The sequence below is a fragment of the Streptomyces vinaceus genome (assembly GCF_008704935.1).
Lineage (GTDB): Bacteria > Actinomycetota > Actinomycetes > Streptomycetales > Streptomycetaceae > Streptomyces > Streptomyces vinaceus.
The window spans coordinates 5,068,150-5,082,595 of record NZ_CP023692.1; the positions used below are offsets into that span (position 1 = coordinate 5,068,150).

Below are 14,446 nucleotides of genomic sequence, written 5' to 3' on the forward strand. Positions count from 1 at the left end.
GTCACAGACCCCGGCGCGGCGGCCCCGCAACTATCGCGGGCGCCCGTTCGTCCTCCATCCTTGAGGGACGCGCGCCGCGCGCAGGGGCTTCGGAGGTGGCCGGATGGCAGAACAGCCGTGGGGGCAGCCGTATCCGGTCCGCCCGCAGCAGGCGTACGGGCAGCCGTGGCAGCCCACGCCCGCCGCGCCGACCGCGCAGTCCGCGATGCGCGCGTCGAACACCGACCGGGACCGGACGGTGGACGTGCTCAAGGCGGCGTACGCCGAGGGCCGGCTCTCCCGCGACGAGTACGGGCAGCGCTTCGACGCCGCGTACAAGGCGCAGACGTACGGCCAGCTCGCGCAGCTGGTCGCGGACCTGCCCGCCGGGCCGATGCCGGGCCCGTTCGGTGCCGCGGCGGGGCTGCCCGCCGCGTACGGACCGGCGCCCATGCCGATGCCGCCACCGATGCCGATGCCCGCCCGCCGGGTCAACGGGATGGCGATCACCTCGCTCGCGCTCGGCGTGCTGAGCCTGCCGACCCTCGGGGCCGCAGGACTGGGCGCCGTGGCCACCGGGCACGTCGCCAAGGCGCAGATCCGGGCGCGGGGCGACGAGGGCACCGGGCTCGCGACGATCGGGCTGGTGCTCGGCTGGCTGTCCGTGGGCGGCTGGGTGCTGCTCTTCCTGCTCGCCGCACTCGGGGTCCTCGACTGACGTGAGCCGCCCGGGCCCGCGGACTCCGCCGTTCCGGGACCGGTGGCCGTCACCGGCGGCCCGATAGTATGCGTGGCGGCAAGCGCCGAGGCCGTCCCACACCGTCCTTGAGTGGGTCCGGAGCCGGGCAGTGGAGCGCCGAGAACGACGACCGGCCGTCGCGCCGAGCATCGACCAGCAGTAGGGACACCGTCAGTGACAGTCAGTACCGAGGGGTCGGCGGCCGTGCGCCCCGTTCCCCCGAGCGGACCGGCCGCGCACGCCCCCGGCAGCTCGAAGTCCTCGGACGCGGACCGGGCCCGGGCGCCGCGAGGAGGCCTGCGCTCCCGTGGTGGGCTCCTGCTGCTGGAAGCGGCCGTGGCGTTCGCCGCGGCGCTGCTCCTCCCGCTGCTGGCACGCGGGTTCAAGCTCGACCCGCTCAACCGGATCGCCCAGGTCAGCGGTCTGGCCGCGATCCAGCTGCGGTTCGCGCTGGTCGGGCTCCTGTTCATCGGCGCCGTGGTGCTGGCGATGCGGCTGCGCGGCGGCCGCCACTTCGACCTCGCCACGCGCCTGGCCGCCGCCGCTCTCGCCGGCCTGGCCAGCGGCTTCGTCGCGGCGGGCGCCGTCGTCGCGCTGCTGGGCACGCCGTGGCCGATGTTCGGCCTCAACGGGGACAGCGGCCGCATCGTCGAATGGGCCCACGCCGTCGCGAACGGACAGCCGTCGGGCTCGCCGGTCTACCCGCCGATGCCGCTCTACACCCTCGGCTACTACGCCGAGTGGTTCCACGGCGGCAACACCGCCTACGCCTTCAAGGACCTCCAGATCCTGGGCGCCGCCGCCTTCGGCCCGCTGGTCTACCTCGCCTGGCGGATGCTGCTGAGCCCGGTGCGGGCGCTGGCCTTCGGTGTCGTGCCCGCCTTCGCGCTGATCGACTCGTACAAGCCGTACAGCCAGACCGTGCTCGTCCTGCTGATCCCGGTGCTGGTGGCGATGGTCGTGGCACTGCGCCGCAGTGGTACCGAGGGCTGGCGCCCGCTGCTGCTCAAGGGCGCCGGGTTCGGCGCGGTGCTGGGCGTGCTCTTCCTCACGTACTCGGGCTGGTTCCTGTGGAGCGCGGCCGGCGTGCTGTTCGCCGCCCTGCTGTACTTCCCGTGGAAGACCGGCCGGCTCAAGGGCGCGGCCTTCATGGGCAGCGCGCTGGCGGCGTTCCTCGTGGTGGCCGGGCGCTACCTGATGGTCATGCTGAAGGAAGGGCAGACCACCAAGGACTACAACTTCCGCTTCGACAACTTCACGGACCCCGCCTACTACCTGATGTGGCGCACCGACATGCCCGGCAAGGTGGGCGACTGGCCGCCGCCGGGGGAGTTCGGCGGGGTGGGGCTGTTCGCCCTGGTGACCTTCGTGTGCCTGGGCGCCGCGATCTGGCTGGGCCTGCGCAAGCCGCTGGTCGTCACCATCGCCGCCATGTTCATCAGCGCGTGGGTCATGCGCATGTACATCGCCTCGCACATGTACGAGACGCAGACGGTCCAGCTGTACACGCGCACCAACAACCAGCTGCTCTACTGCGGGCTGATCCTGTGCGCGCTGGTGGCGCACCTGGTCTCGCTGAGGCTGGCCGAGCGGCGTACGGCGACGGCGGCCACTGCGCCGGAGGCCACCGTCCCGCAGAGCGCCGCGCCCGCCGCCGGCCGCAGCGGCTTCCCCGGCCGCGAGGGCGCCGTCATCGGAACCCTGTGCGCCCTCCTCCTGCTCCTCGGCACGGTCTCGTCCTCGATGTCGGACCGCTACATGCCGGCGCAGGACGGCACCTACCGGATCCTGCCCTGGGTCTCGCACACCATCCGCCAGCAGGACGGCAAGTGCCCGAAGTTCGCGCCGAAGGGCGAGTGCTCCAAGGACGGCGACCAGAGCTGGCTGAGCTACATCCGATGAGCAGAGGGAAGCGATGATCTCCGCACTGACGCGCCTGGCCGACTGGTCGGCCCGGACCCCGAAGCGGCTCTGGGCCATCGCCTTCGCGCTGTTCTTCACGCTCGCGGCCTCCTGGTCCGCCGCCACCCCGCTCGGCGGCTCCCCGGACGAGCACGCCCACTTCATCCGCGCGGCCGCCGTCGCCCGGGGCCAGATCGGCGGGCCCGAGGTGATGGTCCCGCACATGGTGGCGGGCATCGAGGGCAAGTTCGCCGAGACCGGGGTGCAGCTTCCCGAGTGGTACAAGCCGCTGCCCAAGCAGCACGAGTGCTACGCCTGGCACGAGGACCGGCCGGCCTCCTGCGCGCCCGCGATCGGGCATTCCGAGAAGACCGTCCAGGTCACGACGGCCGCCGGCCGGTACCACCCGGCGTACTACCTCGTGACCGGCTGGCCCAGCCTGCTGGTCGACGGCCCCAAGGGGCTGTACCTGATGCGGCTGATGTCGGCCGCGCTGTGCTCGGCCCTGCTGGCGAGCGCCGTGGTCACGGCCGCCGAGTGGCGGCGCAGGCGCTCGGTGGCGCTGCTCGGCGTGTTCACCGCGGCCACGCCGATGGCCCTGTACATGGCCGGCATGGTCAACCCGAGCGGCGGTGAGATCGCCGCCGGCGTCCTGGTGTGGACCGCCCTGCTGTCGATCCTGATGTCGCCCGATCCGCGGCTGCTGAACCGGCGGCTGGCCCGGGTCGGCATCGGCGGGCTCGTCCTGATCAACATCCGCCCGCTCGGGCTGATCTGGTTCGCCGGCGCCGTCTTCTTCGGCCTGCTCCTCGCCCGGCGGGGTGTCCTGCGCTCGGTGCTGCGCCGCAAGGCCCTGTGGCTGTGGACCGCCCTGCTCGGGCTGGCCACGGCCGGTGCGCTGCTCTGGGCCGGGGCGCACCCCGACAACTCGGTGATCAACACGCCCAAGACGCTGACCGCCAAGGAGGCGGCCCGCCAGACCTTCGGCAACACCGAGACGTACGTCCACCAGATGCTCGGCTACTTCGGCTGGCTGGACACCCCCGCGCCCGCCTTCACCTGGCTGGTCTGGCTGGGCGTGATCGCGGTCGTGACCGGGCTGGCGCTGGCGTACGGGCGGGGGCGCGAGGCGGTGGCCCTGGTCGGCATGCTCGTGGCCATCGTGGTGGTGCCGGTCGCGGCCCAGGCCTCCCAGGCGGAACAGCTCGGCATGGTCTGGCAGGGCCGCTACCTGCTGCCGTTCGCCGTGGGCCTGCCGCTGATGGCGGTGCTGATCTGCGCGAGCCGGGCGCCCGAGCAGGGGTTCCCGTGGCGCAGGCTCGTCGGTTTCGGCGTCGCCGGGCTGGCGCTGGCGAACGCGGCGGCGTTCTTCTGGGCGCTGCGGCGCTTCGCGGTCGGCGTCAACGGGCCGTGGGTGCCGTTCTCGGCGCACTGGGCACCGCCCGGCGGCTGGGTGCTGTGGACGGCGCTCTACACGGCGGCGGCGTTCGCGCTGGTGCTGCCGGCGCTGGTGCGGGACCGCGAGCCCGTCGCGGTGGACGATCCCGCCGGGCGGGACGCGCACACCCGCACCGGACGGCACTCCAAGGTGCCGGCGATCAGCTGACGGACGTCTCCGCGGGGGCCGTCTCCGCGGGGGCCGTGGCAGCGGCCGCGGGGGCTGGGGCCACCTCGGCCGTCACCACCGAGGCCGTACGGTCGTCCGCCTCGGCCAGCAGCGCGCCGCCCGGGGCCCAGATCGCGGAACGGCCGCAGCCGGTCCACGCGCCCGCCGGGCCGACGTGGTTGGCGAGGACGACGTACAGGCCGTGCTCCTCGGCGATCCCGGGGTACACGGTGGCCCGCTCCCGGATCCCGTCGCCCGTCCCGTACAGGGAGCTCGCCAGGTGGACCCGGCAGCCGTCCGCCGCGGCGCGGCCGGTGAGCCGGGGGAAGTGGTTGTCGTAGCAGACGCCGAGCGAGAACGGGATCCCGCCGAGCGTGAAGCGGCCCTGGCTCTCGCCGGCCGCGAACACGCCCTGCTCGTGCCCGTACAGGTGCTGCTTGGCGTACGTGGTCACATGGCTGCCGTCCGCCCCGTAGACCAGGGTCGCGAGGGCGGGCAGCGGGCCCGCGGTGCGCAGGGCGGCGTTGAACGCGACGGCGATGCCTGCGGAGCGCAGCGGATCCAGCCGGGGGTCGTCGGCGTCCGCCAGCCACAGCCCGGGGTCGGTGGCCAGGGCCTCCAACTCGTATCCGGTCAGGGCCAGCTCGGGGAACACGACGAGCTCGGCGCCCTGCGCCCGGGCCTCGGCGGCGAGTGCGACGCTCAGCTCCGTGTTGGCGGACGGGTCGGCCGGGACGCAGGTGAGCTGCGCTGCTGCGATCTTCACGGACCCAGCATGCCAGCCCGCGCCGCGCACCCGGCAGCCGGTACGGGGCTCGACGCGGCGGCGCGGCCGGGCGATGCTGTAACGGTCCGCTCGTGCACCGCAGTTGACGGAGGGCCGGCCGATGCCCGACTGGATCCACCCCCTCCTCGCCGCCGTCCTCCTGGTCCTGTCGTACCGTCTGGTCCGCACCAGCGGGGCGGGGTTGCGGGTGGCCGTGCTCCTGATGGCCCTGCTGAACGCGGGCGCGCTGTGGCTGCTCGCGGCCACCGGTCCGGCCTGGGCCGTGGTCGCCGTCGCCCTCGTGTCCCTGGTGGCCGCGGTCCACAGCCTGCTGGCGGCGACGCGGGCCCTGGCCGCCCGCATCCAGCGGGTCGACGCCGAGGCCTTCCGGGACCTGGTCCGGCAGGCGGCGAGCGCACCCGGGCCCCAGGTCGTGGGCGTCTGCGTGATGTTCAGCGGGGCGCTCGTCCTGACCGCCTTCGCCGACGACGCGCACCCGGAGGGCCGCCAGTTCCACCTCGTGCCCGGTACGCACTGCCCGTTCTGCCTGGTGGAGGACCAGATCCGGGAGTTCCTCGGTCCCGCGGACCCGCTGCTCGGCGCGTACCGCACCCACCTGGCGGAGGGCAGCAGCCGCCACCTCCTGGTCAAGCGGCGTTCGGAGCGGGAGCCCTGGACGGGACGCCTGCGCGATCGGGTCTACTACCGGGTCCCCGCCCCCGCCCTGCGCCCGCCCTGCGCCGTCCACGACCCGCTGCTGGGCCGCCCGTAGGGGCCGGCCGCTACGCCGCGTCCGAGCCGCGCAGCAGGGTCAGGAAGGAGCGGAAGGCGGCCGGCATGTCCACGGACTCCGGGGCGAGCAGCCACTGGTACTGGAGGCCGTCCATGACGGCGGTCAGCAGCGGGGCCGCCTGCTCCGGGGTGAGGCCCGACGGCAGCCGGTCGCCGAACTCGGCGCGCAGCACCGCCGCCATCTCCGAGCGCACCTGCGCGTAGCGCTCGGTGAAGAACTCCCGCGCCGGATGCCCGTCGGTGACGCTTTCACCCAGCAGCGCCGAGAAGGTCTGCACGATGCCGGGGCGCATGGCGTTGTACTCCACCAGCGAGGCCAGCAGGTCCAGGCGCCAGGTGCCGGCCGAGGCGCGCGAGCCTCCGCCGGTGTCCCAGCGGTCGCGCTCCTCCAGCACCGCGACCAGCAGCGCCTCCTTGGTCGGGAAGTAGTGCAGCAGCCCCTGCTGGGTCAGGCCGACCCGCTCGGCCACCGCGCCCAGCGACGCGCCGCGGTAGCCGCGCTCCGCGATCACCTCGACCGCCGCGCGGACGATGTCGCCGCGTCGCTCCTCGCTCCTCGCCCTGGCCATCGCCCGCTACCTCTTCCGCTCGCGCCGCGCCGTGCCGCCTGACGGCGGGACCGTACGTACGTTATCCGAATATCACGAACATGTTACGAACCCTACCGCTCTACCGGTATCAGGTCCACGATGGGGACACCCCACGGCACGCGCAACGCCATCACCCGCACGCACGCACGCACTCAACGAGGAGGCACGGCCGTGACCGATGCCGATCAGGTCCGCCACGACGCCGTAGAAGCGGCTCTCGGCAAGCTGGACCTCGACACCAAGGCCCGTCTGCTGGCCGGCCAGGACATGTGGTCCCTGCCCGCCGTTCCCGAGATCGGGCTGGAGTCCCTGGTCATGTCCGACGGCCCCATCGGGGTCCGCGGCGTGCGCTGGACCGCCGACGACCCGTCCATCGCCCTGCCCTCCCCGACCGCGCTGGCCGCCGCCTGGGACCCCGCGCTCGCCCGCCGCGCCGGCCGGCTCCTCGCCCAGGAGGCCCGCCGCAAGGGCGTCCACGTCCTCCTCGCCCCCACCGTCAACCTCCACCGCTCCCCGCTCGGCGGCCGCCACTTCGAGTGCTATTCCGAGGACCCGTACCTCACCGGCGCCATCGGCTCGGGCTACGTGAACGGCGTCCAGGACGGCGGCGTCGGCACCACCGTCAAGCACTTCGTCGGCAACGACGCCGAGACCGAACGGTTCACCGCCGACAGCGTCATCGCCCCGCGCCCGCTGCGGGAGCTGTACCTGGCGCCCTTCGAGGCGATCGTCGCGAACGCCCACCCCTGGGGCATCATGACGGCCTACAACCGGGTCAACGGCACGACGATGACCGAGAACCAGGACCTCGTGAACGAGGTCCTGCGCGCCGAATGGGGCTTCGACGGGTACAACGTCTCCGACTGGATGGCCGCCCGCTCCACCACCGGCGACATCCTCGGCGGCCTCGACGTGGCCATGCCCGGACCGCAGACCGTGTACGGGCCCGCCCTCGCCGAAGCCGTCCGGGCCGGCGAGGTCCCCGAGTCCGCCGTGGACGAGGCCGTGCGCAACGTCCTGCGCCTCGCCGCACGCGTCGGCGTCCTGCAGGGCGCCCCGGCCGTCGTCACCGAGGCCCCGGCGGCGATCGACGGACAGGCGCTGGCCCGCGAGCTCGCCGCCCGCGGCTTCGTCCTCGTACGCAACGAGAACGCGACCCTTCCGCTGGAGGCCGCCCCCGGCCGCACCGTCGCCCTGCTCGGCGCGGCCGCCCGCGACGCCCGCGTCCTCGGCGGCGGCTCGGCCACCGTCTTCCCCGAGCGGATCGTCTCCCCGCTGGACGGGCTGACCGCCGCCCTCCCGGACGGAGCCCTGACCTTCCGCGTGGGGGCCGACCCCTCCGACGAGCTCACCCCCGCCGACCAGGGCTTCGGACTCCGCGCGATCTGCCGCGACGGCTCCGGCGCCGTCCTCGGCGAGGGCAGCCTGCCCACCGGCCAGGTCCAGTGGATCGGCGACGACCTGCCCGCGGGCGCCTCGTACGAGACCATGGCGACCATCGAGGTCACCGGTACGTTCGTGCCGCGCGAGAGCGGCGAGCACGCCTTCGGCACCCGCGGGCTCGGCGCCTTCGCCCTCGCGGTCGGCGGCGAGACCCTATGGGAGGGCGTCCAGCCGATGGGCAACGAGGCCGACCCCTTCGAGGCCTTCTTCGGCGCCCCCAGCGAACGCGGCCGCGTCACCCTCACCGAGGGCCGGCCGGTCGAGGTCTCGCTGACCTTCCAGGTCCCCGACACGAGCACCCTGCCGCTCCGGGCGATCATGTTCTCGCTGCTCCACCTCGGCCCGCGGCGCGACGCCGACGAGCTGATCGCCGAGGCCGTGGAGGCAGCCCGCGCCGCCGACACCGCCGTGGTGGTCGTCGCGACCACCGAGCGCGTGGAGTCCGAGGGCTTCGACCGCAGCGACCTGCGCCTGCCGGGCCGCCAGGACGACCTCGTGCGCGCCGTCGCCGCCGCCAACCCGAACACCGTGGTCGTCGTCAACGCCGGCTCCCCGGTCGAGCTGCCGTGGCGGGACGAGGTGGCCGCCGTACTCCTGACCTGGTTCCCCGGCCAGGAGGGCGGGGCGGCGCTGGCCGACGTGCTGCTCGGGCTCGCCGAGCCGGGCGGGCGCCTGCCCACCACCTGGCCCGCACGGTTCTCCGACGCGCCGGTCACCGAGGTGACCCCGGCCGAGGGGCGCCTGGAGTACACCGAGGGCCTCTTCATCGGCTACCGGGCGTACGAGCGTCAGGGCATCGCCCCCGCCTACCCGTTCGGGCACGGCCTCGGCTACACCGACTGGGCGTACGAGTCCCTGGAGGTCACCGGCGCCACCGCCCGGGTCCGCGTCACCAACACCGGCACCCGGGCCGGGCGCGAGGTCGTCCAGCTCTACGTCGCTCCCGCGGGCGCGGCGTCCGGCGGCGCGGCCTCCGACGGGGGGCAGGGCGCGGCCGTGGAACGGCCGGCGAGCTGGCTGGCCGCGTTCGCGGGCGTCGAGGCGGGCCCCGGCGAGAGCGTCGAGGCCGAGATCGCCCTGCCCGCCCGGGCCTTCGAGGTCTGGGACGAGGAGACCGGCCGCTGGCGGCGGATCGGCGGCGCCTACGAGGTCCGCGCGAGCCACGCCCACGGCGACACCCGCCTGACGGCGACCCTGGAGGTCTAGGGGGTGTCCGGAAATCACCCATGAACCGGACCGGGGGCGGGCCCTGACACCCGCCCCCGGTCCCCATGCCCTCCCGCGTCAGCGCGGCGGCTCGGCCGCCGTCACCTGGCGGTGCGCCAGCTCCGCGAGCCGCGCCTGCCCGTCCTTGCCCGGGTGGAACCAGTCCCAGCGGCTCAACTGCTGCGCGGAGAAGGGGTACTGGAATACCGCGCCGCCGTCGTAGCGGCACAGCGCGTCCTTCGCGCAGACCTCGCGCAGCACTTCGTTGTACTCGACCACCCGCGCCCGCACCTGCTCGCGCCGGGCCGTCGCCCCGGTCGCCACCGACAGCGGGTCGGCGAGCATCGACTGACAGATCCCCAGCTTCCAGATCTGCCGCACCATCGGGGCGTCCTTGCCCTGCTCCCACAGCCGCTGGAGGTCCGGCACGCTGGAGACGTACACCTGGGAGGCGGGGGAGGCCGCGCGCAGGCCGGCGAGGGCCTTCTCGAACCCGGCCCGGAACTCCGCCACCGGCGTCATCGACGAAGCCGTCGGCCGACAGGCGTCGTTCGAGCCCACCATCACCGTGACCAGATCGGGCCTGTGCTCCGCGGCCGAGGCCAGCTGCCCCGCGAGGTCCGCCATCCGCGCGCCGGTCACGGCGTAGTTCCAACTGCGCGCCGGCACCTCGGCCTCCCCGAGCAGCCGGGCCGCGAGCGAGTGGACGGCCGGGTCGTTCCCGGTGGCCCAGGAGACCTCCGGGCAGTCCGCCAGCACCGAACAGGCGTCGAAACCCCGCGTGATGGAATCGCCGGCGGCGGCCACCGAGGCGGGCGCGGTGTTCCAGCGCGGCCCGGCGTGCGATCCGTGCTCACCCTCCGTGTCCGACCCGCCCGACTGACATCCGGTCAGCACCCCGGCCAGGAGCACCGTCGCCGCGCCCGCGCCCGCGAGGGTCCGGCGCCGGGTCGTGCGCGCGCGGCGTCGCATGGCGGTGGTGCCCATCGGGTGGTTCCCTCCTCGTCGCCCCAGGTCCTCCCGGGGCGTCCTGCTGAGTGAATGCTCTGTGTTCGGCGGCCTCGGACCGACCGTACGTCACACCATGACCCCCGGCGCACGGTAGCTTTTTCCCGTGGCGTTTCGGCCGCAGGTCCCATAGCGCATTGTCAAATAATTTCCGTTACATTACATCACGTCACATACTGTCCGTTTTCTGGAGTTTATTCCCGACCTCGTCCCACACTGGAGGTCCCGGTGACGACACGTGGAGTTCTGTACGTGCATTCCGCGCCGCGAGCGCTCTGCCCGCACGTGGAATGGGCTGTTGCGGGGGTGCTCGGGGTGCGGGTGAACCTCGACTGGATCAGGCAGCCCGCCTCCCCCGGTACCTGGAGAGCCGAGTTCTCCTGGCAGGCCGAAGCGGGTACCGCGTCGAAGCTGGCGTCCGCGCTGCGCGGCTGGCACCTGCTGCGCTTCGAGGTGACCGCCGAACCCTGCCCCACCGCCGAGGGCGAGCGCTACAGCTCCACCCCGGAGCTCGGCATCTTCCACGCCGTCACCGGCATGCACGGCGACATCCTGATCCCCGAGGACCGGCTGCGCGCCGCCCTCGCCCGGTCCGCGCGGGGCGAGAGCGAGCTGGAGGAGGAGATCGCCAAACTGCTCGGCAAGCCCTGGGACGACGAGCTGGAGCCCTTCCGCTACGCGGGCGAGGGCGCCCCGGTCCGCTGGCTGCACCAGGTGGTCTGAGGGTGCCGCGGATGCGGAAAGGGCCCGCCCGGCGAGTGCCGGGCGGGCCCTTTCGTACGTACTGTCTGGCGGACTAGACGGTCCGGAAGGCCAGGGTGACGTTGTGGCCGCCGAAGCCGAACGAGTTGTTGATCGCGGAGATCGGGCCGTCGGCCGGCAGCTTGCGCGGCTCGCCGACGACGATGTCCGCGTCGATGTCCTCGTCGAGCTCGTCGACGTTGATGGTCGCCGGGGCGATCCGGTGGTACAGCGCGAGCACGGTCGCGACGGTCTCGATACCGCCGGCGCCGCCGAGCAGGTGGCCGGTCATCGACTTGGTCGCGGAGATCGCGATGTGGTCGAGGTCGTCGCCCAGGACCTTGCGCAGGGCCTTCAGCTCGGCCGTGTCACCCTGCGGGGTCGACGTGGCGTGCGCGTTCAGGTGGACCAGCTCGGCCGGGTCCAGACCCGTGTTGTCCAGCAGGTTCTGCACCGCGGCCGCGACACCGCGGCCGGTCGGCTCCGGCTGCGCGATGTGGTGGCTGTCCGCGGACAGACCCTGGCCCAGCACCTCGCAGTAGACCCGGGCGCCGCGCGCGGCGGCGTGCTCGGCGGACTCCAGGATGACGACGCCCGCGCCCTCGCCGAGGACGAAGCCGTCGCGGGCCTTGTCGTACGGGCGGGAGGCCTGCTGCGGGTTCTCGTTGTTCTTGGACATCGCCATCATGTTGGCGAAGGCGGCGATGGGCAGCGGGTGGATCGCCGCCTCGGTGCCGCCCGCGACGACCACGTCGGCGCGGCCGGTACGGATCATCTCGACGGCGTAGCCGATGGCCTCGGCGCCCGAGGCACAGGCGCTGACCGGGGTGTGCACGCCCGCCTGGGCGTTCACCTCCAGGCCGACGTTGGCCGACGGGCCGTTCGGCATGAGCATGGGGACGGTGTGCGGGGAGACCCGGCGCACACCCTTCTCCTTCAGTACGTCGTACTGGTCGAGCAGGGTGGTGACGCCGCCGATACCGGAGGCGATCACGGTGCCCAGGCGTTCGGGCATGATGGCGGCGTCCTCGCCCGCCGGGGCGGTGTAGCCGGCATCGGCCCACGCCTCACGGGCGGCGATGACGGCGAACTGGGCCGAGCGGTCCAGCTTGCGGGCCATCGGGCGCGGCAGGACCTCACTGGGGTCCACGGCGGCCGGGGCGGCGATACGAACCGGGAGTTCGGCGAAGCGTTCGCCCTCAAGGGGCTTGACGCCGGAACGACCGGCGAGCAGACCTTCCCAGGTCGAAGCGCTGTCGCCACCCAGCGGAGTGGTTGCGCCGATACCGGTGACGACCACGGTGCGATTGGTCGGGCTCACAGGAATTCTTTCTCCACGTCTCAGAGGGTGCTGAATTGTCACGGCGCCACCGCCAGGTGGCGACAAACGCTCGTCAGGCTCAGGCCTGGTTGTTCAGGATGTAGTCCGCGGCGTCGCCGACCGTCTTGAGGTTCTTGACGTCCTCGTCCGGGATCTTGACGTCGAAGCGCTCTTCGGCGGCGACGACGACCTCGACCATGGAGAGCGAGTCGACGTCCAGGTCGTCGGTGAACGACTTCCCGGCCTCGACGTCCTCGACGGGGATGCCGGCGATCTCGTTGACGATCTCCGCGAGACCCTCGATGATCTCTTCCTGCGTGGCGGCCATGTGGCGCTCCTTCTATAGCTAACTGGGGTAAGCGGGGCGGGATGTGGATCCCGGGCCCTAGGGGAGGGTAACGACCGTCGCGGCGTAGACGAGCCCCGCCCCGAAGCCGATGACGAGCGCGGTGTCGCCGCTCTTCGCCGCTCCGGTCGCCAGGAGCCGCTCCATGGCGAGCGGGATCGAGGCGGCCGACGTGTTGCCGGTGGTCTCCACGTCACGGGCGACCGTGACGTGCTCCGGCAGCTTCAGAGTCTTCACCATCGAGTCGATGATCCGCATGTTTGCCTGGTGCGGGATGAAGACGTCCAGGTCCTCGGCGGTGATCCCGGCCGCGTCGAGCGCCTGCTGGGCCACCTTGGCCATCTCGAAGACGGCCCAGCGGAAGACCGCCTGACCCTCCTGCGTGATGGCCGGAAACTTCTGGTCGCTGTCCGTGCTGCGGTACTCGTCCCACGGCACGGTCTGCTTGATCGTCTCGGACTTGTCGCCCTCCGAACCCCACACCGTGGGGCCTATGGCGGGCTCGTCCGAGGGGCCGACGACCACGGCGCCGGCGCCGTCGCCGAACAGGAAGGCCGTCGCGCGGTCCTCCAGGTCGGTCAGGTCCGACAGCCGCTCCACGCCGATCACGAGGACGTACTGGGCCGAGCCCTCGATCACGAGGCCCTTGGCCAGCGTCAGGCCGTAGCCGAAGCCGGCGCAGCCCGCGGAGATGTCGAACGCGGCGGGCTTGACCGCGCCGATGCGGTGCGCGATCTCCGTCGCGACGGCCGGGGTCTGCTTGAAGTGCGAGACCGTCGAGACGATCACGGCGCCGATCTGCTCGGGCGAGACGCCCGCGTCGGCCAGCGCCTTGCCGGAGGCCTCCACCGACATCGCGGCGACGGTCTCCTGGGGCGAGGCCCAGTGCCGGGTCGCGATGCCCGAGCGGGAGCGGATCCACTCGTCGGACGAGTCGATCGTCTCCAGGATGACCTCGTTGGAGACCACACGGGTCGGGCGGTAGCCGCCGACGCCGAGAATGCGGGCGTACGGGGAGCCCTTGGCAGGCTTGATCTTCGACATGCTGAGTGGGCTCCTTCTCTCAGACCGCGTGCTCGGCGAGGAGCGCGGCGGCCTTTTCGAGATCGTCCGGGGTCTTCAGGGCCACGCTCGGCACGCCCTTGAGCGCGCGCTTGGCCAGACCCGTAAGAGTGCCACCCGGGCTGAGCTCGATGATCCCGGTGACGCCCAGCTCGCCGAACGTCTCCATGCACAGGTCCCAGCGGACCGGGTTCGCGACCTGGCCGACCAGGCGGGCGACGACGTCGGCGCCCGTGGTGACGACGTGGCCGTCCTTGTTCGAGACGTAATTCAGCTCCGGGTCGGCCGGGGCGAGGGCCTGCGCGGCCTTCTCCAGCGTGGCGACCGCGGGAGCCATGTGGTGCGTGTGGAAGGCGCCCGCGACCTTGAGGGCGACGACCTTCATGGAACCCTCGGGCTTCTCGGCCACCAGGGCGTCGATCTGCTCCATCGTTCCTGCGGCGACGATCTGGCCCGCGCCGTTGATGTTCGCCGGGGTCAGACCCAGCTTCTCCAGGTGCGCGACGACGACCGCCTGGTCGCCCCCGAGCACCGCGGCCATGCCCGTCTCGGTGACGGCGGCGGCCTCGGCCATCGCCAGACCGCGCGTCCGTACGAAGGACAGCGCGTCCGCGTCGGACAGCACACCGGCGTACGCGGCGGCGGTGATCTCGCCGACGCTGTGGCCCGCGACGGCGCCGAAGGCGCCGCGGGAACCGAGTGCGGAGGCGGACAGGAGACCGGCGGCCACCAGCAGCGGCTGGGCCACCGCCGTGTCGCGGATCTCGTCCGCGTCCGCCTTCGTGCCGTAGTGGGCAAGGTCGAGCCCGATGGCGTCCGACCAGGCGGCGACGCGGTCAGCGGCGCCGGGGAGGTCGAGCCAGGGAGTCAGGAAGCCGGGCGTCTGTGCGCCTTGGCCGGGAGCGACGAGTACGAGCACCCTCACACTCTCTCTTGTGGACGGTC

General features: G+C 73.0%; 13 protein-coding genes. 6 read left to right on the forward strand and 7 right to left on the reverse strand.

All coding sequences use genetic code 11. The features are described 5' to 3' along the window. Positions 1–103 precede the first annotated feature (103 nt). From CP980_RS22880 to CP980_RS22890, 3 genes are all read left to right on the forward strand, one after another. A complete protein-coding gene (locus CP980_RS22880; RefSeq protein WP_229907224.1) occupies positions 104–697 on the forward strand; it encodes a DUF1707 and DUF4190 domain-containing protein in 594 nt (197 codons plus the stop codon). 195 nt (positions 698–892) lie between these two features. Then, positions 893–2,620 carry a hypothetical protein gene (locus CP980_RS22885; RefSeq protein WP_150528969.1) on the forward strand — a complete coding sequence of 576 codons (1,728 nt, stop codon included), beginning with the start codon at positions 893–895 and terminating at the stop codon, positions 2,618–2,620. Between the two features lie 13 nt (positions 2,621–2,633). Beyond that, on the forward strand, positions 2,634–4,226 hold the full coding sequence (locus tag CP980_RS22890; RefSeq protein ID WP_132755538.1) for a DUF2142 domain-containing protein: 1,593 nt from the start codon (positions 2,634–2,636) through the stop codon (positions 4,224–4,226). Here CP980_RS22890 and CP980_RS22895 read toward each other — a convergent pair. Then, positions 4,219–4,992, reverse strand: coding sequence for a carbon-nitrogen hydrolase family protein (locus CP980_RS22895; protein WP_150528970.1), 774 nt, complete (start codon positions 4,990–4,992; stop codon positions 4,219–4,221). The genes CP980_RS22890 and CP980_RS22895 overlap by 8 nt on opposite strands. Positions 4,993–5,113: 121 nt before the next feature. Between CP980_RS22895 and CP980_RS22900 the strand changes: the two genes are divergently transcribed. After that, positions 5,114–5,764 (forward strand): hypothetical protein, encoded by a 651-nt coding sequence (locus CP980_RS22900; protein WP_132755542.1) that lies wholly within the window; start codon positions 5,114–5,116, stop codon positions 5,762–5,764. 10 nt (positions 5,765–5,774) lie between these two features. Here CP980_RS22900 and CP980_RS22905 read toward each other — a convergent pair whose 3' ends face one another. Further along, a complete protein-coding gene (locus tag CP980_RS22905) occupies positions 5,775–6,353 on the reverse strand; it encodes a TetR/AcrR family transcriptional regulator (protein ID WP_132755544.1) in 579 nt (192 codons plus the stop codon). Between the two features lie 120 nt (positions 6,354–6,473). Between CP980_RS22905 and CP980_RS22910 the strand changes: the two genes are divergently transcribed. Further along, complete coding sequence (locus tag CP980_RS22910) at positions 6,474–9,023, forward strand: beta-glucosidase family protein (RefSeq protein ID WP_150528971.1); 2,550 nt, start codon at positions 6,474–6,476, stop codon at positions 9,021–9,023. 78 nt (positions 9,024–9,101) lie between these two features. On the opposite strand, the gene CP980_RS22915 is transcribed toward CP980_RS22910, so the two are convergent. Next, positions 9,102–10,010: an SGNH/GDSL hydrolase family protein gene (locus tag CP980_RS22915; RefSeq protein ID WP_132755548.1), complete on the reverse strand. Its 909-nt coding sequence runs from the start codon at positions 10,008–10,010 to the stop codon at positions 9,102–9,104. Positions 10,011–10,259: 249 nt separating this feature from the next. On the opposite strand from CP980_RS22915, the gene CP980_RS22920 reads away from it, so the two are divergent. Further along, positions 10,260–10,754 carry a DUF3145 domain-containing protein gene (locus CP980_RS22920; RefSeq protein ID WP_099892608.1) on the forward strand — a complete coding sequence of 165 codons (495 nt, stop codon included), beginning with the start codon at positions 10,260–10,262 and terminating at the stop codon, positions 10,752–10,754. A gap of 73 nt (positions 10,755–10,827) precedes the next feature. On the opposite strand, the gene CP980_RS22925 is transcribed toward CP980_RS22920, so the two are convergent. The 4 genes from CP980_RS22925 to CP980_RS22940 form a co-directional block, all read right to left on the reverse strand. Then, positions 10,828–12,093 (reverse strand): beta-ketoacyl-[acyl-carrier-protein] synthase family protein, encoded by a 1,266-nt coding sequence (locus CP980_RS22925; protein ID WP_099892610.1) that lies wholly within the window; start codon positions 12,091–12,093, stop codon positions 10,828–10,830. 79 nt (positions 12,094–12,172) lie between these two features. Next, positions 12,173–12,421 (reverse strand): acyl carrier protein, encoded by a 249-nt coding sequence (locus tag CP980_RS22930; protein ID WP_099892612.1) that lies wholly within the window; start codon positions 12,419–12,421, stop codon positions 12,173–12,175. A gap of 57 nt (positions 12,422–12,478) precedes the next feature. After that, positions 12,479–13,483: a ketoacyl-ACP synthase III gene (locus CP980_RS22935; RefSeq protein ID WP_053688426.1), complete on the reverse strand. Its 1,005-nt coding sequence runs from the start codon at positions 13,481–13,483 to the stop codon at positions 12,479–12,481. Between the two features lie 19 nt (positions 13,484–13,502). Further along, positions 13,503–14,420 carry an ACP S-malonyltransferase gene (locus tag CP980_RS22940; RefSeq protein WP_150528972.1) on the reverse strand — a complete coding sequence of 306 codons (918 nt, stop codon included), beginning with the start codon at positions 14,418–14,420 and terminating at the stop codon, positions 13,503–13,505. Between the last annotated feature and the right edge of the window lie 26 nt (positions 14,421–14,446).